The sequence below is a fragment of the Chryseobacterium sp. sg2396 genome (genome assembly GCF_042610505.1).
GTDB lineage: Bacteria > Bacteroidota > Bacteroidia > Flavobacteriales > Weeksellaceae > Chryseobacterium.
The window spans coordinates 89,250-113,311 of sequence record NZ_JBHGAQ010000011.1; the positions used below are offsets into that span (position 1 = coordinate 89,250).

Consider the following 24,062-nt stretch of genomic DNA (forward strand, 5'->3'; position numbering starts at 1 on the left):
CCAATCTGTGTTTAGATAATGGCCAACTGAAATTTTATGGTTTTTAATATTTTAAAACCGAATTCTCCTTTAAAAGTCGCAAATTTGCATAAGGTAGAATATTATCATAATTTAGTCAGCAATCAAGTAAAAATAATTGATGGTTTTTGTAACGGGCGCAACCGGGATTTTAGGCAGGGTCGTGGTTTTGGAACTTCTGAAAAAGGGAAAAAACGTACGGGCTGCCAAAAGGCCGGCAAGCAATTTAAACGACGTAAGGCATTCCTATACATTTTACACGAAAGATCCCGACGGCTTTTTCAACAGGATTGAATGGGTGGATGTGGATTTTGATGATATTAATTCTTTACAGGATGCTTTGGAAGGGGTAGAAGAAGTATATCATTGCGCAGCAAAAGTAAGCTTTGATCCAAATGATGAAAAAGAAATGTACCATACGAACATCAAGGGTACGGAAAACCTCCTGCATGCCTGTGAAGGTTCGGGTGTTAAAAAATTTCTTCATGTAAGCTCAATTGCCGTACTTGATACCCTGAATGAACAGGGTGAAATGGATGAAGATTCCAGCTTCAACCCTAAACTTGAACATTCTGCCTATGCCTTATCCAAGCATCTTTCTGAAATGGAGGCTTGGAGAGCTTCCGCGGAAGGGCTGAATGTCATCATCATCAACCCCGGAATGATCATCGGCAGCGGAAACTGGGGGGAAAGTAGTGGAGATATTTTTCCGACTTTTGAAAAAAACAGCTTTACCTTTTCCGGCGGATCCAATTATGTCGACGTAAGGGATGTTGCCCGGATCGCGGTAGAACTGATGGAAAAAAACTGCTTCGGAGAACGGTTCATTATCGTTGCTGAAGGTAGGAGATATACCGAACTGGCAAAGCAGATCAGATCAAAACTGGGATTGAAAGACGCTAAAGTACTCTCGGAATTCCAGCTGAATGTGGGAAGATGGGCCAATATTCTTTTCGGATGGCTGATCCCTAAGCTCAGGATGATCACCAAATCCAATATTGAAGCCGTCAGTTCGCTTAATACGGTATCTAATTCCAAAATTAAAAAAAGACTCGATAATCAGTTTATTTCCCTTTCGGAAAGCATTGATTTTCATTTAAATAATTATATGAACGATAAAAAGATGAAGCCATGAATCTTGCTGAGGCCATTATCCTGAAAAATACAGAAAAGCATCCTCTGAAATCAGCCATCGGCTTTAAGAAGAAAGATGCAGGCTGGAAAGAGCTGAGCTGGAAAAGATTCGGCGAAATTGTTTTTAAAACGGCAAATGCCCTCAAAGATGCGGGCATCCGGGAAAACGATACCGTAGCCATCTATGCCGACAACTCCTCGGAATGGATGATCTTCGATCTGGCGGCTATGGCTCTAGGTGCCGTAACTGTTCCTATATATGCCACCAATAACGCCGAACAGGCAGAATATATCATCAACGATTCTGAGGCTAAAATAATCCTTGTCGGAGATCAGGCCCAGTATGATGCGGCATTGCAGATTCTGCAAAAGGAAAACAGCTTAGAAACGATTATCATTTCCAAAAAAGCCGTCTGGATCAAGAAAGAATTCAGCAGCTTTTATCTGGAAGACTTTATTGCCAAAGCTTCACCTGAGTTTGAATACTGTACTAAGGAAAACGAAGATACCGCCACGATTATTTATACCTCCGGAACCACCGGAAGCCCGAAAGGTGTGATGCTTACCCATGGAAATTTCATCAAGGCATTTGACGCACATTTTGAATTTTTCAAGTTTAAAAATTTTGAAGAAGAGCTTTCACTGGCATTCTTACCCCTGACCCATGTTTTCGAAAGAAGCTGGAGCTTATTGTGTCTTTACGGAGGAGCCAGAGTTTACTTCCTGGAAGATCCTAAAAACATATCAAAGGCTTTGGAAGAAGTAAAACCCACTATGATGTGTGCTGTTCCGAGATTTTTCCAGAAAGTATACGCCGGAGTACTGGAAAAAGCGGAGGAAGGTTCGGGTGTAAAGAAAAAGATCTTTAAATGGGCTTTACAAACAGGCTGGCAAACGGCTGAATTGAAAAGAAATGAAAAATCCATTCCTTTGGATTTAAAAATAAAGCAAACCATTGCCGATACTTTGGTATTCAGCAAAATCAAAGACCGGATGGGCGGAAGGCTTTGGTTTCTGCCTTGTGGAGGTGCTTCCTTATCACCGGAAATTACCCGTTTCTTTGAATCGGTTGGTATCCATGTCACGGTAGGGTACGGGCTGACAGAAACGACGGCTACTTTGACGTTGTTTCCACTGACCCGTTTCGAGCACGGAAGCAGCGGTAGGCCGTTGCCGGGTGTAGAAATCAGGATCGGGGAAAATGATGAGATCCAGGCACGTGGAAATGGCATTATGAAAGGATATTACGGTAAACCTGAAGAAACGCAGAAAGTATTTACCGGAGACGGATGGTTTAAAACCGGGGACGCCGGGAAAATCGATGACAACGGAAATCTGATCATCACCGACCGCCTGAAAGACCTGATGAAAACGTCCAATGGAAAGTACATTGCGCCGCAGCCGGTAGAAAATCTTCTCACCAATAATAATTTTATTCAGCAGATTGTCCTGATTGCAGAGGGACGACAGTTCGTTTCGGCCCTTATCGTTCCGAATTTTGAATTTTTACGCGATTATCTCAGGAAAAATAATATTGCATTTACCACTTGGGAAGACATCGTGAAAAATGAGAAAGTAAACGATTTCTACAAAAAGAAAATCAAAGAACTGCAAAGCGATTTGTCCGATTATGAAAAGGTGAAAAAGTTTACTTTGATGCCTTCGGAATTCGATATCAGTACAGGGGAAATTACCCCTACCCTTAAGGTGAAAAGAGGAGTCGTCCTTAAGAAATATGCAGCGCTGATCGAAGAAATGTATTAAATTTAAGGCTAAGTTTGAGATAAAGCTAAAAGCTTCAAAAAGTAATAGATAATAAATCCGGTTTCTATCCGGGAAAAAATATTCCATCATGATGATGACAACACAGGAATTTTTAGGAGAAAAAGAATTTACGATACATAATCAGACGGTTTCGGAAAGCTGCCCGTCGAATATTGCCCTGATTAAATACTGGGGAAAATACGACAACCAGATTCCGGCGAATCCAAGCATCAGTTTTACGTTAAACCACTGTAAAACCAATACGGATATGGAATTCATAGCGGATGAACTTTTCTCCGTTAAAACATTCCTGGCGGGAAACGAAGAGGAGAAATTTGGCGAAAAGATCGAAAAATACTTCAGGAATATCGAACAGTATCTTCCATGGATTCTGCAGGGAAAATACATCATCAGAACGGAAAATACCTTTCCGCACAGTTCGGGAATTGCGAGCTCGGCTTCCGGTTTCGGAGCTATTGCCAAATGCCTGATGAGTCTGGATGAATCTTTCTCAGGGAAACTGCCAGAAGAGGAGTCATTGCGAAAAGCTTCTTTCCTCGCAAGGTTAGGAAGCGGAAGTGCCTGCAGAAGCCTTTATAACGGGTTGGTAGTATGGGGAGAATCCCAGGTAAGAGGCAGTTCGGATCTCTTTGCCGCTCCGTATCCCAAAGATGAAATCCATGAGATATTCAGAAATTTTAACGACTGGGTGCTGCTGATTCATGAAGGTCAGAAAAGCGTTTCCTCTACCGTAGGCCATGGTTTGATGAATACCAATCCTTACGCCGACCGCAGGTTCCAGGAAGCCCGGGAAAATTTCGGTCCGATGAAAGAGATTCTGGTAGCCGGAGATATGGAAAAATTTATCAGGCTGGTAGAGCATGAAGCACTAACGCTCCATGCTATGATGATGATGAGCGACCCGGCATTTATTTTAATGAAAACAGGTACATTGGACGTCATCAATAAAGTTTGGGATTTCAGGAAAGAAACAGGCTTGTCTTTGTTTTTTACATTGGATGCAGGGGCCAACGTCCACCTTTTATTTCCGAACGACGGTTCCGAAGAAACCGTCAAATCCTTTATCGGAGCCGAATTGCTGCAGCATACCCAGAATAACGGGGTGGTGAAGGATGTGATGCGGTTTTAATTTAAGAAAACATTCTAAAAAGATATAGCCTTTCCAAAACCGGGAAGGCTTTTGCCTGCTATGAATGACCATTGAAATGTATAAAAATATGCAGGATTTCGTTCTTTAGGAATTCAGGCGCGAATCTTTCTATAAGTTTTCTAATACGATGTTTAGATTCCTATCTGCCTGACAGTGTGTGTATGCATTTTGATTAGAATTGAAATGGTTATTGTTTTAAAGCAACATAATTCAGGTAGTATTAATGGTGTGTCATCCTGAGGTTCTCGAAGGATTTTAGTATGCCCTTAGTAAAGGCTGCGAGTGGCCTCAGCCTGACAGTGCGTATATGCAGTTTAGTGTGAATTAAAATCTTTGTTGATCTAAATGAATATAATTTCGGTTGGTATTAGTGGTGTGTCATCCTGAGGTTCTCGAAGGAATTCGCATGACATCAGTAAGGGCTTCGAGAGCCTCCTTTAGATTCTTACGGAACGACAAAGACTATAAAGTTAAGAGTATGAGAAATCAAAGTATTCGATAAAACTCAGAAAATTTACCTTTACCCCTCCGTAACCACCGCATCTCTTTGCCCATCCTCCATTTTACCTTCTTCAATCATTTCTTCGGCTTCGGCTTTTTCTTCTTCGGTGGCGTAATCGATTTTTTCCTCCTGCTTTTCCTCCTGCTCGTGGTCAATAAAAAATTCACAGTATACCGGGAGATGATCGGAACCGAAATTTTCAAGGGTTTTCAGATCATCAATAAATATTTCCTCGCTGTGGAACATCAGGTCAATCGGAAACCGAAGCAGTTTGTATTTGGCATGGAAAGTAGAAACAAAGGAACGTCCGATCCGCGGATCGATGAGATGACTTGTTTTCCTGAATAAGATGGAGGATTTGGACCAGGCCACATTGTTGAAGTCGCCGACTACAATGACGGGCTTTTTAATTTCGATTACTCTTTTTGCCGTACTCAGCAGGTCACCGTCTCTTTCTTTGGATGTTTCTTCTTCCGTCGGACTTGGCGGCGGCGGATGCACTCCGAAAAAGACAAACGAAAAGCCGTCTTCCGTTTTCAGATGCGCTTCAATACTTGGGATATCATCGGCTACAAAATAATGCGTCCGCGATTCTTCCATTCTGATTTTTGAGTAAAAATGCATCCCGTAGGTGTTTTCTAATGTTACCTTATGCTGGTAGGGATAATCTTTTTCCAGTTTCCGTAAGGCCTGCTCCCAGTCTCCGTTGCTTTCCATCGTCAGAAACATCTCGGGTCTGTATTTTTCAATCAGCTGAATGAAACGGTCATATTCTCTGTTAAACTGGTACACATTGGCGGATATAAAATGAATCCTGTCCGAAGACTGATATTTCTGAGTGAATTTTTTAACGGGATACAGCGGAGTATATTTTATTAAAATAACACTGTGATGGATAAAAATCAGTACCAAAAGTCCCTGGTAATACCATAAATATTCTGAAGAACCGACAAAAAATCCCAGGATTATTGTAAAAAGTGTAAAAAAGGTAATCTGTATCTTACCGAATTCCGGCACACGGAAAACCCAGTGCGAATGCTGGATTTTAGGCAGTAAGGTAAGAATTAGCAATAAAACGGTCAGACTCAGGTAAAGGATCCACATATTTTTTTAATCAACGGATAAATTTAATTCAAATTTATAAGTTTTCAAACCGATTGGTGTTTAAAGTTAATGAATTAAATAAGAATCTACCGATTAATTCACTATTTTTATCCGATCACAAACCTGTAATCTCATGAATATATTATCTGCCGTTGCCCTACTGCTTGTAAAACAGCACGGCGAATGGAAAATACAGTATCTGATCGATACAAGGATAGAATTGTAATGAAATTAAATTAAATAGAACCCAGTGAAAATCCATCATATTGCCATCATCTGCTCAGATTACCATGTTTCAAAGAAATTTTATACTGAAATATTAGGGCTGAATATCATCCGTGAAGTTTACCGTGAAGAAAGAAGATCTTACAAACTCGATCTTGCCATCGGAGCACATTATGTTATTGAACTGTTTTCATTTCCTGATCCTCCTCAACGCCCTTCCAGGCCGGAAGCCTGCGGATTGAGACATTTGGCTTTTTCAGTGGAAAATGTGAATGAAAAACGTGAAGAATTAATCAGGAAAGGATTATCCTGCGAAGATATCAGAATCGACGAGTTTACCGGGAAAGCATTCTTCTTCACCCAAGATCCGGACGGTTTGCCATTGGAATTTTATGAGATATAAATCATCGATGAAAAATTTAGATTAAAATGAAAAAATACTTTCTGTTAGCTGCTTTAACATGGGCGGTTCAGTTTTTTGCACAAGCGGTTCATGAACCTAAAAACCATCCCAAAGAGTGGTCGAAACCTTATGAACCGTTCAGGATTGCCGGGAATCTGTATTATGTGGGAACATACGATCTCGCCTCTTATTTGATTGTTACAGAAAAGGGGAATATCCTGATCAATACGGGACTTGCTGATTCACTTCCGATCATTAAAAACAATATTAAAAAGCTTGGCTTTACATACGGCGATATCAAAATACTGCTGCTTAATCAGGCACACTATGACCATTTAGGAGCAATGGCCGATATCAAAAAAGAAACCGGGGCAAAACTTTATGTTGACTATGCCGACGCTGATGTCATGACAAGCGGCGGGAAATCGGATTATGAGATGGGAAAGTACGGTGTTACCTTTAAGCCCGTTAATCCCGATTTTATCTTAAAAGACAGGCAGTGGGTAACATTGGGAAATACAAAGCTGATGATGCTTCACCATCCCGGCCATACAAAGGGCTCATGCAGCTATCTGTTTGAAACCAGAGATAAAAGCAGAAGTTACAAAGTTCTTATTGCCAATATGCCGAGCATCATCATTGATCATAAATTCTCTGAAGTTTCCACATATCCGGACATCGCGAAAGATTATGCCTATACTTTCACAGAAATGAAAAAGCTGGATTTTGATATTTGGGTAGCGGCCCATGCCAGTCAGTTCAGTCTTCATGAAAAGCATAAACCGACAGATTCCTACAATCCGAAAGCCTTCATGGATAAAAAAGAATACTTCGATGAACTTAATGATCTCGAAAAAGAATATCTTGAAAAAAAATCAGCGGAATAGATATTAATGTGCGTAACCCGTAAAAAAGCTGATCGCCATAATCGCCAGCACAATCGAAGAGATAACCACATAAACGTAATCTTTTTCTTTTAAATAGCCGATCAGGGCAAAAATAATCCTCATCAGCGGAGTGAAGATAAGCAGCAGGATTCCCAGCTGGATGATAGCCATGCCTTCGCCTTTGCAGAGGGTGGTCCAGAAATGGCTCCATACTTTCTCGGAAGATTCGCCCATCTCAAGAAGCCTGTATTTTTTCGGCATCTGGAAACCTTCCGTAAAAAGTTTTACAAAACCGACCAGTGATGTGGTAACCGATAAAATAACACCCAGGCGTAAAAGATTACCTACCGAGCGGTTAAGATCGGTGTCCGTGAAATTCTTACTCATGAGAAGTTGCTTTTTATTCCGTTATACATCATATATACTGAAAGGATCGTGATCACGATTGCGAAAAATGTTTTCAGCTTTTTTGTCTTGGAAACCATCAGGGTTTTGGAGCCGATAAAGCTTCCTACCACAACGCCTACCAAAACCGGTGCAACGATTACAGGGATAATTTCACCTCTCTGGAAATAGATCAGTGAGCTTGCTACGGCAGTCACCCCGATCATAAAATTACTGGTGGTTGTGGAAACCTTAAACGGCAGTCTCATCATATTGTCCATCGCCAGAACTTTTAAAGCACCGGAACCGATTCCCAATAATCCGGACATGGCTCCCGCGAACATCATCATGAAAAATCCGGGAACGGTATTTCTTGCCGAGTAACTTTTTAAAACACCTTTATCCGGAAACGTACCGTGTAATTTCAGTTTGTCTTCGAGGCTTCCCTTGATCACAGGTTCCTGATGATCCGGTTTGCCTTTTAAATTTAAAACAACGGTCAAAAGAAGGATGCTGGCAAAAATAATCCCGATCGTATTCGGATTCAGCATTCCCGAAACCAGAGCCCCGACAATAGCCCCCGCAGTGGTTGCGATCTCCAGAAACATACCGATCCTCATATTGGTAAAACCTTCCTTAACGAAAGCTACGGCTGCACCGGAGGAAGTACCGATTACGGAAATAAGAGAAGCGCCGATGGCGTAATGCATTGGAACACCGAAGCCCAGCGTCAATAAAGGAATAATGATAACGCCTCCTCCTAAACCGGTCAGTGAACCCAGAAGTCCTGCCGAAATTGCTCCAAGGAAGAGAATGATGATTTCTGACATGGTACAAATATAAAACTATTGTAACAGTCTGCCAAACGTTTAAAAAAGATAAATTTGATGTATTTTTGCATAAACAGAATTTTATATGAAACTATTTTATGTCATCCTAGGAGCTACACCGCCCGGCAGAAATATTGAGCAGCACGATGTCTTCTTTGGGATTGCCGAAAACCTGAAAGATCTTGTGGAAGATATGAAAGCATTCTGGAAGGAAGCCAAAGGGAAAATCCATATCGACTGCTATCAGGAGGTAAAGTTCGTGGACGGATATGAGGTACGGATTGTAGAAAGGGGAGTGCAGACTTCTGAAGAACAGCTGTATTTCATCAATCTCGGAGGATATAAAAAAGGGTTTTTTGAAGAATTCCATGAGCAGCATCTGGTGGTTGGGAATTCTATGAGTGATGCCGTAAAGAAAGCAAAGTCTACGGAATTTTATAAAACCATGGGCTTTAAAGGAGCAACCAGCCATATTGATGAAAAACTTGGTGTAGACATCGATGATATTTTTCCGGTGAAGGAAATCCTGCCTTCCGATATGAAAAAGAAATATTCGATTTCACTGGTAAAATCCGATGCAGAGTATCAGGAGAATTTTGTGAGCCTGGGATATTTAAAAATTGACAAGGTTCAGTAATTAAACAGCGTGCTGCATAAAAAGCACTAATCTGTTAAAGTGGTTTCAGGCAACATTGATGCTTCGCTATTATTTTAACACAATATCTTTTGCTGAGTGAATAGTTTATACTGAGCTCTTCGGAGCACCTCTGCAAACTTAAAAACATAAAATAGTAAAAAAAATCTTTGTGAACTCTGTGTTCAGAAAGCAATAGATAACCGAATATTTGAAATTTAAATCTAACAGAAATAAAATAAAGTAAAAAAATGAAAATTGGAATTTTAGGAGGCGGACAGCTCGGAAGGATGCTGATTCAGGAAGCGTTGAAATACGATGATGAATTTTATACCCTCGACCCGGCTTCCGATGCACCCTGCCACAATATTTCTTATTTCACCCAGGGCAGTTTCAATGATTATGAAACCGTTCTTGCCTTCGGGAAAGACAAAGATGTGGTAACCATTGAAATTGAACACGTAAATGCTGATGCACTGGCCGAACTGGAACATCAGGGCGTAAAAGTGGTTCCGAATTCCAACATCATTAAAACGATCCAGCAGAAAATTCTTCAGAAACAGTTTTATAAAGCTCACGATATTCCGAGCCCGGAATTTGAAGTGATGGACGGAAGCTCTGACGAAATAACAATGCCGTTGCCTTTCGTTCAGAAAATGAATACCGGAGGATACGACGGAAAAGGGGTGCAGGTAATCCGTACCTCAGAGGATATGAAAAATCTCTGGGTGGAAGATTCGGTGATCGAAAAGCTGGTGGACATCGATAAAGAACTTTCCGTGATCGTAGCCAGAAATGAAAATGGTGAAACGCAGACTTTCCCCGTAACGGAAATGGTTGCTGATCCTAAACTGAATCTGCTGGATTTCAACATCTGCCCGGTTCTCCTTTCGGAAGAGATTGAAGAACAGATCGACGCAATTACAGAGAAGTTTCTGAATGCTATCCAATCACCCGGGCTTTTTGCCATCGAGCTGTTTCTTGATAAAGAAGGAAAGGTTTGGGTCAATGAAACGGCACCGAGGCTTCATAATTCCGGGCACCAGAGCCAGGAAGGAAATGCAAACTCCCAGTTTGAGCAGATGTACCGTGTAGTGAAAAATTTACCGTTGGCGGATACGGATGCCATTATTTACAGCGGGATGCTGAATCTGGTAGGTGCAGAAGGCTATTCCGGAAAAGTGGTTTACGAAGGGATGGAAGAAGTCCTGAAACTTCCTGAAACCTATATTCACCTTTACGGAAAAACAGAAACCAAGCCCGGAAGAAAAATGGGTCACATCAATGTACTGGCCGAATCCCGCGAAGAGCTGATGGAAAAGCTGATCATGGTGAAAGCCATGGTAAGGGTCATTGCTTAATAATTTGACCTTATTATAATAAAGAAGACTGCCGAAAAGGCAGTCTTTCTGTTTAGTTACATTGATATTCCGCAAACTTTGGATATCCGTTTTCATTATATTCGTAACCGCTTATTTCACTGGTTTCATACGTTCTGGTTGGATAACTGTTTGAGTAGGTAATTTTACTGTATTTTCTATAATTATTTTTAGAAAGCCTTAAAAAGAAAGCATCCTCAAAAGGAACATTTACGTTGGCATAAGGATTTTTATATGAGTCGTAATTATCGTATTTAATTTCTACTTTATAGTTAGGATTAGATGCTGCGATTTGTTCAATCAACCTTAAATTTCCATCTGAATCATAAGTAAGCGTTTTAGTAGCTTCTCCATAAACATCTCCGAAGCTATCGGTCGTTTTTTCTTGGATCAATATTATCTTATTATTGGAATTATAGGAATATTTGAAGTTTCTTGTATCGCTGCTGCCGTCAGTAAAGTTGGTAGAAACCCTGTTTTTTTCCGATAGTCTGCCTTGGCTGTCATAAATAAGATAATCAACAGATTGAATATTAGAAGTATTTATCGGTTCAATAATTTTTATGGGTTGAAATAAAGTATTGTACTGAACCTCAGTTGTTTTGTCCAGCTGAAGCACATAATTTGAATTTGGCTGGCTGGGAGAACTGTTGTCAATTAGCTTATAATCGAGCTTTTTAGTAATCCGGTTACCGTCATAAACGTACTCAGACAGATAAAATTGTTGTGCGCTATTTTTGATATTGGTTTTATTAAATTTTGTAATATAACACTGATGTTGCTATACAGATTGATCATCGTTTGTGCATGAGAACATGAAAATCAGCGAAATAATTGCAAAAAAATTTTTCATTTAAAAATGGTTATTGATTTTAAGCTGCAAATATAATTAAATTGAATTTGAAAATAGAAGTGTTCAATCTCTTTACTTGTAAATTTCAGGAAAATCCATTTTCCACTGCCTGTTTGTTGATTTCCATAAAAGATACGGACCGTCAAAACCTTCTAAATAAGCAAGTTCAAAATTCCTTTTATGATCTGTTGCATAATCAAGATAAATTCTTGGGTCTTTAAAAGAAAGTCCTAGCTTCTCCAGTATTTTGTAATCTGATCTTTCTGGAAGCCTTCCGTATTTTTTCTGATAACCTTCGATATTCTGGATAATTTTATTTTCAAATTCTATATCCGATTTTCTTGTGATTTCAAACGGCAACTTCCAGTAAATAATGATCGAAATAATAATACAAAAAATGAGGTTATAAACAAGGCTGCTTTTTTCATCATTCTATTTTAATTTCTATGATGTAAGCCTACATTATCTTCTCTTACGGCTATCCAGATAATTATTAACATAACCTTCGTAAACACTTCTCAGAATTTCGCTTTCTTTTTCAAAATGGTTTTCTGCATCTCCGGCTATTTTCTTATACTTTTTTAGCTTGGTATTGAAATCCCAGAATTTGTAAGTAAGAAAAAGAGAAAAAAGAAATACCAATATAACATTCGCAAAAATTAATTCCTTGTTTTCATTAAAATAATTTTTTACAGTTATCAATCTAAAAATGGTAACGGTTGAAAACACAGCGATGATAATATTTGAAAAAGCGATCATATAATTTAGGATTTCATTTTTCTGAATGGCTGCAAAATCTTTTTTCAATTCTCTGAATTTCTGACTGTGGGTATTTGCTCTCTGAATCTTAAACAATTTATACTGTCTTAGATCTTCATCTATTCTTTCGGTTTCATTCATGGTATTAGTTTTATAAAGGAAATTTAATTATTATTTTGTTTAAATGATAATATTTATTTAAAAATCTTCTTAATCACATTCCCGATCTCCATAAAATCCCCATGATTTCCGACGGAGCGTTTCTCAGGGTTGTTTTCATCAGATTCCGAAAATGGGAAAATCAACAGGTAATTGTTTTTGCCCAGGTTTCTGTTTAACAGTTCCGGAATAAGTCTCATGGCAGGCATATATGATGTCATACCTCTTTTTGCCATAAAAATGATAAGGGCTTCATCGTCTTTCAATTGGGCTGCTGTTTTTTCACCGTCTTTCCATGAATTCATGATGATAAATTCGGCTTCAATATTCGCTTTCTTAATGATTCTCTGAAGAATGTCGAGAATCTTTTCTGAAGCATAAAATACCAATGTAGCTCCGGAGTTTCTTGCAATATTCCAAACCCTGAGCAGTGCATGGAAGAAGCCGGCTTCCTGATGGGCGTTCTCCGGAATCATTACGGCGTATTTCTTTACGGTTGATAAGGGCTGGGCTGCATGATAAACAAGAACATTGACGTCTTCATTCTGCAGATAACCATTATAAAGGTTATAGACAAAAGAAGGAGAAAAGCCTTTTTCATCATTAACAGCAACGATCAGGTCAGTAATTTTCTGCTCTTTAATCACATTGCCAACCCCGTTGATCACATCATTATCATACCTCTTCAGAGACTGTATTTTTACATCGGCCGCGGCTGCCGCATCGGTAGCGGTGTGGAGTAGCTTTTCTGCATTTTTTACTGAAGATTCGTTTTTATCTTCATTGATGATATTCAGGGCGTACATATTTTCCGTATTGGAATGCGCTTTAATCAGAATTCCCAGATTTACCATCCGTTCTACCGTTGCTTCATAATTGAGCGCCAGAAGAATATTTTCTTCTTCATGGCTGTTGCCGGAAACGGTATCTTCATTATCCTGTTCGGAAATCTTCTGGGCACTAGACATCGATACGAATGATGAAATGGTACAGGAAATCAGGATCAGAAGAATACTGCCATTGAGGACATGCTCGTTCAATAAACGGATCGGTTCTCCGGTTTCGGTTTCAGAAAGAATGATGTTGTAGCCAACCATTACAGAAGCCAGCGTTGCCGCCGCAGAAGCTGAACTCAGCCCGAAAATCAGCTTGCCTTCTTCTTTGGAAAGTCTGAAAGTCTTTTGGGTAGCTACGGCTGACAGATATTTCCCACCGATAGAAGCAATCAGCATAATTCCGGCCACTTCCAGGGTTTCCCAGCTTTTGAAAAATACTTTAAAATCAATCAGCATTCCTACACTGATCAGGAAGAATGGGATAAAAATGGCGTTTCCGACAAACTCCACCCGGTTCATCAGTGATGAGGTATGCGGAATCAGCCTGTTCAGGGCAAGTCCGGCAAAGAATGCTCCGATAATGGCTTCCACCCCAGCGAGTTCTGCCAGTAAAGCAGCCAGGTAGATCATCACCAGAACGAAAATATATTGTGAAATTTTATCATTCACCTTTTTGAAAAACCAACGGCCGATGATCGGAAATACAAACAGAACAATCAGTCCGAAAATGATGAATGAAACTGAAAGTTTTACCCAGAATCCGGTTCCAACATCTCCCTGGGACATGCCTACAATCACAGCAAGGACCAGTAACGCCAGAATATCCGTAATCATGGTTCCACCGACAGTAATATTAACAGCCGGATTTTTGGCGATCCCCAGCTTGCTTACCAATGGATAGGCAATCAGCGTGTGCGATGAAAACAGACTGGCAAAAAGAACGGAAGTAAGCACAGAAAAGTGCAAAATATAGTATGCTCCCAAATATCCCAGAACAAAAGGAACCATGAAGGTATAAATTCCGAAAGTAAGGCTTTTCCATTTATTCTTTTTAAAATCACCCATGTCGATTTCCAGTCCTGCCAGGAACATGATGTAGAGAAGTCCGGTGGTTCCGGTAACTACAATGCTGCTGTCCCGCGCTAGGACATTAAAGCCGTTTGGGCCGATGACGGCACCGGCAATAATCAATCCCAGCAAATGGGGAACCTTAATTTTATTTAAAAGTAGCGGAGCGGCAAGAATGATGATTAAAACCAACAGGAATTTCAGTACCGGGTCTTCGATCGGAAGACTCAGGTTGTGGATGCTCAGTAAGTTCATGATGTGCTTATTTTGTGGAACGGACCAATTCTACGGAGAATTTAGCCATACAGTTATTATCCGTTGTAATGGTGCGGGTTCCTCTCATTTTATTGGAGGAAAAATCGTTGAGGAGAACATTCATTTCAACCTTCTTTTTCGAAGTGGAATCGGTTTTAAAATTCAGCTTTACCTCATTGTTCTCAAATTTTCCTGAATACAGCCTAACCAGATTGTTGTTGTTGATGATCTTTGTAACCAGCTGGATGGAATCGCTGTCGAATTCCCAGGTGTCAGTCCGCTGGTCGCCCACTACATAGTCGCTGCAGTTGGATTCCGTGCAGATCACTTTCCCGGTCCACAATCCGGCTATCTGAGCAGGCCAGATGTTAATTTTTACAGAATCCTTTTTGGTGGCAAAAATACTGTCCCTCATCTTTAACAAAGACTGGTATTCGGATTCTTTCTGGGCAAATGCTTTTTCCTTTTCCAGCAGCTGCTGTTCTCTCGTCGTAAGGTCATTTTCCTTTTTTCTGTTGTCGCAGCTTATTAAGATAAATGCAACGGCAAGAAAAGCAAATAAAGTGTTTTTTATCATATCAAATAAGGCTTGGTGAAAACAATATAAGAAAAAATATGGAAAAATAAAAGTTTTCTCTTTACAGAACGATCAGTAAGCCCTGTCTTGATCTTTTTCAATTTTCTGTCTTTTAAACATTTCGCGATTATAATTTATAATAAAAACTCCAAGAATAATCAGTGCCGCAGCAATAATAAATTTAGCGGAGATTTCCTCATTTAAAATCAGCCAGCTCAGGAAGATTGAAATGACGGTGTTGATGTAAGCGAGAATGGAAACCTGTACCGGCGAAACTTTCGTTAAAGCGTAATGATACGCAAAAAATGCCGCTACGGAGCCGAACATAGCAAGATACAGCATGGCTGAAACACTTTTTGCAGACCAGTTTTCAAAATGATAGTTTTCCGTAAAAATACATGCGAAGATAATCTGTACAATCCCCGCAAAAGCAAACTGGTAAAAGAGATTCAGTGAAATATTTTTGCTTTGAATATTCATTTTTTTCGTGAAAATAGTACCGGATGCCCAGCCCAGAATTCCGCAGAACAGGAGGAATATGCCGAACCGGTAGTCAGGATTGGCCAGGTCTCTGATTCCGTCCCAGAAAATAAAGGCAATTCCGCTGAAACAAGTTAAGACGCCAACTAACGCTTTAAATGTAAATTTCTGTAGACGTAAGGCTACGCTTCCCAAAAATACGATAATAGGAGAGGTGGCACTAATGAGTGAAGTGAGGCTGCTGGTGATGGTTTCTTCGGCAACCGTCGTTAATCCGTTCGCAATGATGAGCATCAGTGAGGAAAATACAAGCTGGTAGCCCAGATTTTTCCAGCCGATCCATTGAAACTGCCGGCGGTACAAAAGGATCATCAGCACAATCAAGGCGGCCAGAAACTGCCGGATTCCTGCGACAAACCAGGCCGGTATTGTTTCTACCGCAATCCGTATGGAAAGGAAGGTGGTTCCCCAGACAACAGCAACGGTAAGGATGGCGAAGGTGAGCTTGTAATCTTTCAAAACAATAGTATTTTGTAAAAATATTTAATTTAAAATATTTAACGGGTACGATTTCCCGGATTTCGGGGTAACAGAACAAGTTTTACGCCTTTTTGGAAGAACCTTATTAATTTTTTATCTTTGGGCATCTAATAAATTGAAGAATGGTAGGAATTATAATGGGAAGTCAGAGCGACTTACCGATCATGGAACAGGCAGCCAACTTTTTAAAATCGCTGGATATTCAGTATGAACTGACAGTAGTTTCCGCGCACAGAACTCCGGAGAGAATGTTCGATTATGCGAAAACCGCTAAAGAAAGAGGCCTGAAAGTTATTATTGCGGGTGCAGGCGGTGCCGCACACCTGCCGGGCATGGTAGCCAGCTGTACAACATTATCTGTAATCGGTGTTCCGATTTTATCAAGCAATTCCATCGACGGCTGGGATTCGGTACTGTCTATTCTTCAGATGCCGGGCGGAATACCAGTTGCTACTGTAGCCTTAAACGGTGCCCTGAACGCAGGTATTTTAGCAGCAAAAATTATCGCAACCTCGGATGATCATATAGCTGAAAACCTTCAGAAATACCAGGATGCTCTAAAAGATAAGGTGTTGGGAACCGTTGACGATATCAAGGCAAAACATCCCAACCATTTCGATCAGTAATTTTTTTAATTGAATGATAGAAACCGGGGCTCACGAATTTCGTCAGCCCCGGTTGTTTTTACTGTTTGATGAATTTTAAATTCCGGCTGTTTTTATCGGAAATAAGCTGCAGGATATAGTTTCCTGAAACCAGATTCCGGATATCGATTTTCCCGTCGTTCAACATTCCTTTTAAAACCGTTCTTCCGCTTTGGTCGAAGATCGTAAAATTTTTCGTCTCACTGTTTCTTACAAAGATAAAATCGGTGGCAGGATTCGGATAGATCGTTTCTTCTGATTGGGTTATTGCATCAGAAGTTCCCAATACAGTATGGCATTCGCCATTGTAAATGTCTCCGGAGATGGTCCAGTTTTTAACGGTAATCAGATAGTTTCTTGCAGATATGGCAGCAGGGTCCGAATATGCCAGCGGAGCTACAGGCGAAAGAAAAATAGAGTTGGGTGTAGAAGGTTTCTGGCTCCATCCGATCAACGTATTGTCATAGTTCTGACAGTTCATCCCCGAATTGGAAAACATTCCGGAGGCCAATGTAAGATCATTTAGGTTCCAGTTTCCCAGGTTCTGATTGAAAGCGGACGCATTACTGAACATATTGCCCATTGATGAAACATGGGAAGTATTCCAGTTACCGATATTCTGGTTGAAAGATGTTGCATTGCTGAACATCTGGTTCATGGAAGTAACCTTAGAAGTATTCCAGTTCCCGATGTTCTGGTTAAAGGCGGTTGCGTTGAAAAACATATTTTGCATATAAAGTACCTCTGAAGTATTCCAGCTTCCGATATTCTGGTTGAAGACCTTCGCATTACTGAACATACTATTCATTTCAACAACTTTGGAGGTGTTCCAATTGCCGATAGGCTGATTGAACTTCCAGGCATTTGAAAACATAAATTCACAGTCCAGGTTTTCAGATAAATCCCAGTTTCCGATGGGCTGATTGAACTCGCGGGCATTATTAAACATAGCGGTCATGGTTTCCACATTGGAAGTATTCCAGCCTGCAAGCGGCTGATTGAATTTCTGTGCCATCAGAAAAGTGGTACCCATATTCACAACATTGGAGGTATCCCAGTTTCCAACAGGCTGATTGAAAAGAAAGCATCCCTGAAATGTGCTCTGAAGATTGGTTACAGAAGATATGTTCCAATCGTTAATCGTAGGGTTTCCGGTAAGACTGGAACAATTGGTAAACATAAAAGAGAAATCGCTTACTGATGCCAGACGCGGAAGATCGGTGGCGGTAATGTTCATCAGGTTACATCCCTGAAAAGCCTGACGCATGCTGGACCACTGAGTCTCTCCCCATTGTTCAACCAGCAGGATCTTGTGCGAATCACCGATGATCCCGTTTCCCACGGGAAAAAGGTCCCAATCTGTAAATCTTATTCTGTGGAAACTTCCGCTTCCGCTTTCAACCTTTACCCTGTAAGTGGCATTTGCCGGATCAGGATTCAGGGAAGTTCCGAAATCAACCAGGATGTGGTAACCTGAAATAACCCCGGATAGTATTCCGGTATGGGACGGATATCCTATTTCTTCCCAGGTAATCTGGTAATTTATACCTTCGGTCGGAAGCCATATCTGGTTTCCTGTGGAATTCACAGGAATCCCATCATACGCGTAGGGCTGTACATTGCCGGGTTTCCAGACGGTAATGAACTCATTTTGGGCTTTCGTAACCTGAATGGTTACAATAAATAAAAGTAAGGCTATTAGTTTTCTACACATATCAGTATTTTTGTGATTAGGTATCGTAAAAATACTGAAATATTTAAAAGTATTAATTATTTAAAGGTTTTAAATGATTTTTTTTAACATAAATAATTATTTTATGAAGATTTATTAATGAAAAAACCCTCCAAAGTGGAGAGTTTCGTTTTTTATTCCTGAAGCATATTGTCCCGGGTATTTTTCTGTACCGCAATGGCCCCGAAGAGTGCCAGCAAAAAGGCAAATCCGTAGAAACCCTTTTCACTTGGAAGAATGGTCGCATTCCAGAGCCCGATGGCCAGCAGCACAATAGACGAAAGGGTTGCAAACCAGCAGATCCCGTAATAGATATCCGTTACCTTGATATTTTCCAGCCGGTCTCTTACGGCTTTCTGTAAAGATACTACGGCAAAAAGACCGTATAAAAGGATGGTAAAATAGTAGCCTTTTTCATTAAGCTGCATTTCCGCTCTTGCAAGGCCGACAATAAAACCGATCATCCCTGCTCCTAAAGCGATCCATGATGCCGCTACGAAAGCGGTTGACACATTTTGTTTTTTCATGTAAATGTATTAGTAAAGATTCCAAAGATATTAATTTAAATTAAATATGAACAGCAACTGGATTTTTAAAATTTTATTGTGCAGATGAGAGCGGGGTGAATGGTGATTGGTCAATGGTGAATTCACTACGCTTGTCAATAGTCGATTCGCTTCGTTTGTCAATTTTTAACGCGGTGTCCACCAAGTTTTTGATAAGGATTCTGAACATTTTCCGTTCGCAAAGGTACTTCGACAAGCTCAGCATAAACTATTCACTCAGCAAATGATAGCGGTGAATGGTCAATCCGCTTCGTTCGCAATATAAAATTGACCATTCACTTGCGTAGCAAAATTCACTATTGACTTCACCCAACAAAAAAACTCCCCAAATGAATGGAGAGTCTTTATTTTTGCTAGAAGCTAGAAGCTAGAAGCTAGAAGCTAGAAGCTAGAAGCTCTTAGTATCTGTAATATTCCGGTTTGAACGGTCCTTCAACATTTACTCCGATATAATCGGCTTGTTCTTTTGAAAGAGTTTCCAGTTCCACGCTTAATTTTTTAAGGTGAAGAGCTGCTACTTTTTCATCAAGGTGCTTAGGAAGCATATATACTTCGTTTCCGTAGGCTTCGGAATTGTTCCAAAGTTCGATCTGAGCCAACGTCTGGTTAGAGAAAGAGTTGGACATTACGAAAGACGGGTGACCTGTTGCACATCCAAGGTTTACCAATCTACCTTCTGCAAGGATGATAACTTCTTTACCGTGGATGGTATAGATATCAACCTGAGGTTTTACTTCAGATTTTGTAGAACCGTAGTTTTCGTTCAGCCAGGCCATATCGATTTCATTATCGAAGTGTCCGATGTTACAAACGATCGCCTTATCTTTCATTTTAAGGAAATGCTCACCTCTTACGATGTTGAAGTTACCGGTAGTCGTGATGATAATATCAGCATTATCAACCACTGTATCCAGTCTTTTCACTTCATAACCGTCCATTGCAGCCTGAAGCGCACAGATTGGGTCGATCTCAGTTACGGTAACGATAGAACCTGCTCCTCTGAAAGAAGCGGCTGTTCCTTTACCTACGTCTCCGTATCCGCAAACCACCACTCTTTTTCCGGCCAACATTACGTCTGTCGCTCTTCTTACAGCGTCCACAGCAGATTCCTTACATCCGTATTTGTTGTCGAATTTGGATTTGGTTACTGAATCGTTTACATTGATGGCAGGCATTACCAGCGTACCGTTCTTCATTCTTTCGTACAGTCTGTGTACACCGGTAGTGGTTTCTTCAGAAAGACCTTTAATATCTTTTGTTAGTTCCGGGTATTTGTCGAAAACCATATTGGTTAAATCTCCACCGTCATCAAGGATCATGTTCAACGGCTTTCTGTCTTCCCCGAAGAATAACGTCTGCTCGATACACCAGTCGAATTCTTCTTCATTAAGACCTTTCCATGCATATACAGGGATTCCCGCAGCAGCGATGGCGGCGGCAGCATGATCCTGGGTAGAGAAGATATTACAGGAAGACCACGTAACTTCAGCACCTAATGCTACCAAAGTCTCAATAAGCACGGCAGTCTGGATCGTCATGTGAAGACATCCTGCGATTCTTGCCCCCTTTAAAGGCTGAGACGGTCCGTATTCTTCACGGATCGCCATAAGACCCGGCATTTCTGCTTCTGCAAGGGTAATTTCTTTTCTTCCCCATTCTGCAAGGGCGATATCCTTAACTTTATAAGGAAGGTATTGTGTTGTAGTACTCATATGTAATGAATAAATTTAAATTCAATGATAATAATATGCAAAATTACGACTAATAATTAAGATAAAAAAACGCTGATATGTATAGAATTACGGAAACTGATTTATAACAGGATTTGTTTGAATTGTCTGAATTTTCTTCAGGAAAAATTTCATTAATTTTGTCCGATAAAACAACGAAATGCCACTGTACCGCGATTTTTCCGACAACAACGCCACCATTCTCGTCTGGAAGTACGATGAAGCCGATGAACTGAATGCTGACCTGCTGCTGGAGCCGGAAAATGCAGAGAAGGTAAAGGATTATCATCCGAAAAAACTGTTGGAAGTTCTGATGATACGGAAGTTACTGAAAGGCTTAAAACCGAATTCCAAAATTTTATACAGGGAGCGGGAACCTTATCTGTTTCCGAAAGATGCCGAAATCTCAATTACCCATTCTTTTCCTTTTGCAGCAATTGCGGTTTCAAGGAACAAAATCGGAATCGATATTGAAAAATTCAATCCTAAAATTTTAAGGGTTATTGATAAGTTCACATACGAAGATGAACGCGGATTTATTCCTTTTGACCATGAAGTTACATTTTATACCATCATCTGGAGTGTAAAGGAGAGCATGTACAAAATTCACCATTCCAAACACTGGTCGCTGAAAAAACATTATGAAGTGCGGCCTTTCGAGCTGAAACATCTTCATCACATCAAATGCAGAGTGCACGACGATCAGATCTCGGATGAATTCAGGGCAAGGGTTGAATTTTTCGACGATTACTGCTTTACGATCGTTGAAGAGTAGACTTTGCAGCTTCCGGCTGCTCGTGGGATTCGTTTTTATAGGTTTCGATCACTTTGCGCTGTTCTTTGGCGACATCAAAGATCAGTTCAAGCACATCATGGATATTTTTAAGCTCGGTCAGCCTTGAGATTTTATCAGGATCGCGGAGATCATAGGCTTCATTTTCGGCAAGCTCGGCTTTTCTTTTGAGAATAAGGTCATCCAGCGATGAATCTTCCGGCTCGATACGGCTTTCCATATTCAGGCTTTCGGTAATTTTTTCGCCGTTTAAGAGGTTGAATACTTTCTGCATTTCCGCTTCAATTTTACGGCTCCAGCCTTCTGCATCGATTTCCGGGTATTTTTCATCATCTTTAACATATTGTGACAGGGAAGCGGTGTATGCGGTAATCAGGTGGGAAGTAGCCACAAACTGGTGTACGACCTCCAGTTTTTTCTGCTGGTTTTTAGGATCGGAAATCATGCGCTGGAAATTATCGGAAAGGTTGGCCAGAGAAATGATTGCGTTCTTGCGTTTTACTTTATAATCTTCAATACTGAAACTTTCACCGATAAACTTTGAAATGACACTCTGGAAATAAATGAGGTTGGCCTGAGCCGATTTTTTCATCAGATCCAGGTTCTGCGTATGTTCCCATACCGGCAATACGACATACGCTACCAGAGAAGTAATGATGGCGGCAATAATGGTATCTACAATCCTGTCCCTGAAGATAATATCCACTTTTCCGGGGCTGAGGAAGTTAAAGCTGAGGAATACATAAATCGTCATAAAGAGTACCGCCCAGAAATATTTCCCTTTCAGAAAGCTGAAACACATGATCATGCTTAAAAGAAGGATGGTAAACAGGATCTCATTAATATGGATGTAATGAAGGATTCCATAAGCAATAACGGCTCCCGCAACGGTTCCGTAAAGACGCAGGAGGTTCCGCTGTTTGGTAATGGAGTAGGCGGGTTTCAGGATGGCCACAGTGGTAATGAGGATCCAGTAGGTATGCCCGATACCCAGAAACTGAAACAGGGAAAATAGATAACCTACCAGCAGCGCAATCGTAATTCGCAGTGCATGGCGGAAATGGGAGGACGAAAGCGAGATGTTGTTTTTCAGTACTTTAAAGTTAAGTTTCTCCTCATTAGGCATAAATTTCCTGAGGTCTAATCCGGTGGAAAGACTTTTGGCAAGTTTTACGTTCTGAGAAAAAACTTTGTAGATCTCATTGATTTCCTTGGTGATTTCATTAATGCGCATGAGGATCTGGCGCAGTACCATAAAGTTTTCGAAATTGTCGGGAGAGATGTTCCTGTTTCTCAGCTCGAAATAATCATGGTTGAGATTCTGCAACTCCGTATCGAGGTTGAATATTGGTTTTGCACGGGTACCGATCTGGAGGGAAATTCCGATGTTGGTAATTTCTTCAGCCAGCAGGTTAAGATAGTCATGAATGCTGACAAGAATGGTTGTGCTGCCAAAACTTTTCTGAAGCTTCTCATAATCGCTTTCGGAGGTCATCAGCTTCTCGTGGAGGTCCATGGAATTAAGGAGCATCAGCATAAGCAGACGGCTTGTCGTGGTGGATTCGTTAACAATTACCCGTGTTTTGAAAACGGTTTCCCGTGTTTCTTCCTGCAGGTTTTTAATCTCGATCTGCTTGGCGATCACCTGCGTGGTCAGTTTATTGAAATCCGGATTTTTCTGGTAATGGTTGGCTTTAATTTTCAGGAATTCCGCGAGCTGGAGGTAATTTTCCCCGATCATCTGGCTGGCCAGTTTGTATGGCTGGATGGTGGTGACAATTAAAAAGATGAGTAAAAACCAGGTACAGCCGGAAGCGAAGATCAACAGGCTTTTAAAAATATTATCTCCGGTGAGATGCCCGTCGATGAAGATGGCCATTACGACGAGCGATAAGGAACCGACGGCAGCCAGGCGCTGTCCGTATACTCCAATGAGGGAAAAGAACATCCCGAATACGATGATCTCTGCAAAGACGAGAATTTTGATGTGCATAACCACACTTGCAACCAGTGCCACAACTACGAAGCAGACAATGGCGAAGGTTAATGCGTTTCTTCTCCGGATGAAAGGCCCCGGCTGATCGGTAAGGGCTACAAAGCTTGTCCCGAGCGGGAAAAGAAAATATTCTTTGAGGATTCCGAAGTGGGCGAGCACTACGCATGGCAGAACGGTAGCCAGGGTAATCCTGATGGCAGAATACACATATTGGCTGGTCACAAATTTTTTGAGTTCCGCGGAGTAGTTCATGCTGCAAAAATAAGGGTTAAATGTGAATTACGGATTTACTAATGGTGAATTTTCCCTGCCAGTGCCTGATGATTGTATTTTTAAATGCACAGGAAACCGGATTGAGAAATCAGTATCAAATTTTAAACCATGCTGTAGGAGAGGGGTTGGGAGTTTTAGGGTTCGAGTGTTTCAGTGTTTAAAAGGTTGATATTGGAAGCTGAACCCATGAAAAGATGGATTTTTTTATTATTTTTTGAAAATCCTTTAGATTCTACGCATTCCAAAAATAGCCCGGATAGTAACGGTTACCCCACAGCAGGGTCGGAGAGTTTGGGGAGTACATGGGTTTGGTGGTGGGGCGCACGGGAAGGCATCGGCGCGAGGAGTAAAAGTGGATAGCCGGAT

General features: G+C 40.8%; 22 protein-coding genes. 9 read left to right on the top strand and 13 right to left on the bottom strand.

The annotated features are described in order from the left end of the window. Window positions 1-139: 139 nt before the first annotated feature. The 3 genes from ACED20_RS12815 (at window position 140) to ACED20_RS12825 (ending at window position 4,066) form a co-directional block, all read left to right on the top strand. Complete coding sequence (locus tag ACED20_RS12815) at window positions 140-1,153, top strand: NAD-dependent epimerase/dehydratase family protein (RefSeq protein ID WP_378104967.1); 1,014 nt, start codon at window positions 140-142, stop codon at window positions 1,151-1,153. Continuing rightward, entirely contained in the window at window positions 1,150-2,916 is a 1,767-nt protein-coding gene (locus ACED20_RS12820; RefSeq protein ID WP_378104969.1) for an AMP-dependent synthetase/ligase, read from the top strand. Before ACED20_RS12815 ends, ACED20_RS12820 begins: the two co-directional genes overlap by 4 nt. A gap of 94 nt (window positions 2,917-3,010) precedes the next feature. Next, complete coding sequence (locus ACED20_RS12825; RefSeq protein WP_378105058.1) at window positions 3,011-4,066, top strand: diphosphomevalonate/mevalonate 3,5-bisphosphate decarboxylase family protein; 1,056 nt, start codon at window positions 3,011-3,013, stop codon at window positions 4,064-4,066. 541 nt (window positions 4,067-4,607) lie between these two features. Here the strand turns inward: ACED20_RS12825 and ACED20_RS12830 are convergent. Next, window positions 4,608-5,693 (bottom strand): endonuclease/exonuclease/phosphatase family protein, encoded by a 1,086-nt coding sequence (locus tag ACED20_RS12830; protein WP_378104971.1) that lies wholly within the window; start codon window positions 5,691-5,693, stop codon window positions 4,608-4,610. A gap of 250 nt (window positions 5,694-5,943) precedes the next feature. On the opposite strand from ACED20_RS12830, the gene ACED20_RS12835 reads away from it, so the two are divergent. Both ACED20_RS12835 and bla read left to right on the top strand, forming a co-directional pair. Next, entirely contained in the window at window positions 5,944-6,321 is a 378-nt protein-coding gene (locus ACED20_RS12835) for a VOC family protein (RefSeq protein ID WP_294203328.1), read from the top strand. Between the two features lie 26 nt (window positions 6,322-6,347). Beyond that, window positions 6,348-7,208, top strand: a complete 861-nt coding sequence (gene bla, locus ACED20_RS12840) for a subclass B3 metallo-beta-lactamase (RefSeq protein ID WP_378104974.1) — start codon at window positions 6,348-6,350, stop codon at window positions 7,206-7,208. 3 nt (window positions 7,209-7,211) lie between these two features. Here bla and ACED20_RS12845 read toward each other — a convergent pair whose 3' ends face one another. Both ACED20_RS12845 and ACED20_RS12850 read right to left on the bottom strand, forming a co-directional pair. Next, window positions 7,212-7,595: a DUF1634 domain-containing protein gene (locus ACED20_RS12845; RefSeq protein WP_294203332.1), complete on the bottom strand. Its 384-nt coding sequence runs from the start codon at window positions 7,593-7,595 to the stop codon at window positions 7,212-7,214. Further along, a complete protein-coding gene (locus tag ACED20_RS12850; protein ID WP_378104976.1) occupies window positions 7,592-8,422 on the bottom strand; it encodes a sulfite exporter TauE/SafE family protein in 831 nt (276 codons plus the stop codon). The genes ACED20_RS12845 and ACED20_RS12850 overlap by 4 nt, the downstream gene beginning before the upstream one ends. An 85-nt stretch (window positions 8,423-8,507) precedes the next feature. On the opposite strand from ACED20_RS12850, the gene ACED20_RS12855 reads away from it, so the two are divergent. Then, the gene (locus ACED20_RS12855; protein ID WP_378104978.1) at window positions 8,508-9,059 is read left to right on the top strand and encodes a DUF1543 domain-containing protein; all 552 of its coding nucleotides are present in this window, start codon (window positions 8,508-8,510) and stop codon (window positions 9,057-9,059) included. Window positions 9,060-9,307: 248 nt separating this feature from the next. After that, a complete protein-coding gene (locus ACED20_RS12860) occupies window positions 9,308-10,417 on the top strand; it encodes a 5-(carboxyamino)imidazole ribonucleotide synthase (protein WP_294220090.1) in 1,110 nt (369 codons plus the stop codon). 52 nt (window positions 10,418-10,469) lie between these two features. Here the strand turns inward: ACED20_RS12860 and ACED20_RS12865 are convergent, their stop codons facing one another. From ACED20_RS12865 to ACED20_RS12890, 6 genes are all read right to left on the bottom strand, one after another. After that, on the bottom strand, window positions 10,470-11,054 hold the full coding sequence (locus ACED20_RS12865) for a hypothetical protein (RefSeq protein WP_378104980.1): 585 nt from the start codon (window positions 11,052-11,054) through the stop codon (window positions 10,470-10,472). 306 nt (window positions 11,055-11,360) lie between these two features. Next, complete coding sequence (locus ACED20_RS12870; protein WP_294294353.1) at window positions 11,361-11,648, bottom strand: hypothetical protein; 288 nt, start codon at window positions 11,646-11,648, stop codon at window positions 11,361-11,363. Window positions 11,649-11,750: 102 nt separating this feature from the next. Then, entirely contained in the window at window positions 11,751-12,188 is a 438-nt protein-coding gene (locus tag ACED20_RS12875; protein WP_378104982.1) for a hypothetical protein, read from the bottom strand. A 53-nt stretch (window positions 12,189-12,241) separates the two neighbouring features. Beyond that, complete coding sequence (locus tag ACED20_RS12880) at window positions 12,242-14,365, bottom strand: cation:proton antiporter (RefSeq protein WP_378104984.1); 2,124 nt, start codon at window positions 14,363-14,365, stop codon at window positions 12,242-12,244. A gap of 7 nt (window positions 14,366-14,372) precedes the next feature. Then, window positions 14,373-14,942: a hypothetical protein gene (locus tag ACED20_RS12885; RefSeq protein ID WP_294234305.1), complete on the bottom strand. Its 570-nt coding sequence runs from the start codon at window positions 14,940-14,942 to the stop codon at window positions 14,373-14,375. Between the two features lie 72 nt (window positions 14,943-15,014). Continuing rightward, entirely contained in the window at window positions 15,015-15,941 is a 927-nt protein-coding gene (locus ACED20_RS12890; RefSeq protein ID WP_378104987.1) for a DMT family transporter, read from the bottom strand. A 143-nt stretch (window positions 15,942-16,084) separates the two neighbouring features. Here ACED20_RS12890 and purE point away from each other — a divergent pair, with 143 nt between their 5' ends. Further along, entirely contained in the window at window positions 16,085-16,588 is a 504-nt protein-coding gene (gene purE / locus ACED20_RS12895; protein WP_294241005.1) for a 5-(carboxyamino)imidazole ribonucleotide mutase, read from the top strand. Window positions 16,589-16,646: 58 nt separating this feature from the next. On the opposite strand, the gene ACED20_RS12900 is transcribed toward purE, so the two are convergent. The 3 genes from ACED20_RS12900 to ahcY all read right to left on the bottom strand — a co-directional run bounded on the left by ACED20_RS12900 (window position 16,647) and on the right by ahcY (window position 20,616). Beyond that, complete coding sequence (locus ACED20_RS12900; RefSeq protein ID WP_378104991.1) at window positions 16,647-18,320, bottom strand: BspA family leucine-rich repeat surface protein; 1,674 nt, start codon at window positions 18,318-18,320, stop codon at window positions 16,647-16,649. 152 nt (window positions 18,321-18,472) lie between these two features. Next, the gene (gene yiaA / locus ACED20_RS12905) at window positions 18,473-18,865 is read right to left on the bottom strand and encodes an inner membrane protein YiaA (RefSeq protein ID WP_072952793.1); all 393 of its coding nucleotides are present in this window, start codon (window positions 18,863-18,865) and stop codon (window positions 18,473-18,475) included. A gap of 437 nt (window positions 18,866-19,302) precedes the next feature. Beyond that, the gene (ahcY, locus tag ACED20_RS12910) at window positions 19,303-20,616 is read right to left on the bottom strand and encodes an adenosylhomocysteinase (RefSeq protein WP_294241008.1); all 1,314 of its coding nucleotides are present in this window, start codon (window positions 20,614-20,616) and stop codon (window positions 19,303-19,305) included. A gap of 178 nt (window positions 20,617-20,794) precedes the next feature. Here ahcY and ACED20_RS12915 point away from each other — a divergent pair, with 178 nt between their 5' ends. Then, entirely contained in the window at window positions 20,795-21,409 is a 615-nt protein-coding gene (locus tag ACED20_RS12915) for a 4'-phosphopantetheinyl transferase superfamily protein (RefSeq protein ID WP_294232748.1), read from the top strand. Here the strand turns inward: ACED20_RS12915 and ACED20_RS12920 are convergent. Continuing rightward, window positions 21,390-23,675: an FUSC family membrane protein gene (locus ACED20_RS12920; protein WP_294241010.1), complete on the bottom strand. Its 2,286-nt coding sequence runs from the start codon at window positions 23,673-23,675 to the stop codon at window positions 21,390-21,392. The genes ACED20_RS12915 and ACED20_RS12920 overlap by 20 nt on opposite strands. Between the last annotated feature and the right edge of the window lie 387 nt (window positions 23,676-24,062).

Coding starts and splice junctions, on each gene's coding strand:
- ACED20_RS12920 (WP_294241010.1), bottom strand. CDS start 23,675: ATGAACTACTCCGCGGAACTCAAAAAATTTGTGACCAGCCAATATGTG.
- yiaA (WP_072952793.1), bottom strand. CDS start 18,865: ATGAAAAAACAAAATGTGTCAACCGCTTTCGTAGCGGCATCATGGATC.
- ACED20_RS12875 (WP_378104982.1), bottom strand. CDS start 12,188: ATGAATGAAACCGAAAGAATAGATGAAGATCTAAGACAGTATAAATTG.
- ACED20_RS12880 (WP_378104984.1), bottom strand. CDS start 14,365: ATGAACTTACTGAGCATCCACAACCTGAGTCTTCCGATCGAAGACCCG.
- ACED20_RS12830 (WP_378104971.1), bottom strand. CDS start 5,693: ATGTGGATCCTTTACCTGAGTCTGACCGTTTTATTGCTAATTCTTACC.
- ACED20_RS12855 (WP_378104978.1), top strand. CDS start 8,508: ATGAAACTATTTTATGTCATCCTAGGAGCTACACCGCCCGGCAGAAAT.
- ACED20_RS12845 (WP_294203332.1), bottom strand. CDS start 7,595: ATGAGTAAGAATTTCACGGACACCGATCTTAACCGCTCGGTAGGTAAT.
- ACED20_RS12850 (WP_378104976.1), bottom strand. CDS start 8,422: ATGTCAGAAATCATCATTCTCTTCCTTGGAGCAATTTCGGCAGGACTT.
- ACED20_RS12860 (WP_294220090.1), top strand. CDS start 9,308: ATGAAAATTGGAATTTTAGGAGGCGGACAGCTCGGAAGGATGCTGATT.
- bla (WP_378104974.1), top strand. CDS start 6,348: ATGAAAAAATACTTTCTGTTAGCTGCTTTAACATGGGCGGTTCAGTTT.
- ACED20_RS12885 (WP_294234305.1), bottom strand. CDS start 14,942: ATGATAAAAAACACTTTATTTGCTTTTCTTGCCGTTGCATTTATCTTA.
- ahcY (WP_294241008.1), bottom strand. CDS start 20,616: ATGAGTACTACAACACAATACCTTCCTTATAAAGTTAAGGATATCGCC.
- ACED20_RS12900 (WP_378104991.1), bottom strand. CDS start 18,320: ATGTGTAGAAAACTAATAGCCTTACTTTTATTTATTGTAACCATTCAG.
- ACED20_RS12915 (WP_294232748.1), top strand. CDS start 20,795: ATGCCACTGTACCGCGATTTTTCCGACAACAACGCCACCATTCTCGTC.
- purE (WP_294241005.1), top strand. CDS start 16,085: ATGGTAGGAATTATAATGGGAAGTCAGAGCGACTTACCGATCATGGAA.
- ACED20_RS12815 (WP_378104967.1), top strand. CDS start 140: ATGGTTTTTGTAACGGGCGCAACCGGGATTTTAGGCAGGGTCGTGGTT.
- ACED20_RS12820 (WP_378104969.1), top strand. CDS start 1,150: ATGAATCTTGCTGAGGCCATTATCCTGAAAAATACAGAAAAGCATCCT.
- ACED20_RS12825 (WP_378105058.1), top strand. CDS start 3,011: ATGACAACACAGGAATTTTTAGGAGAAAAAGAATTTACGATACATAAT.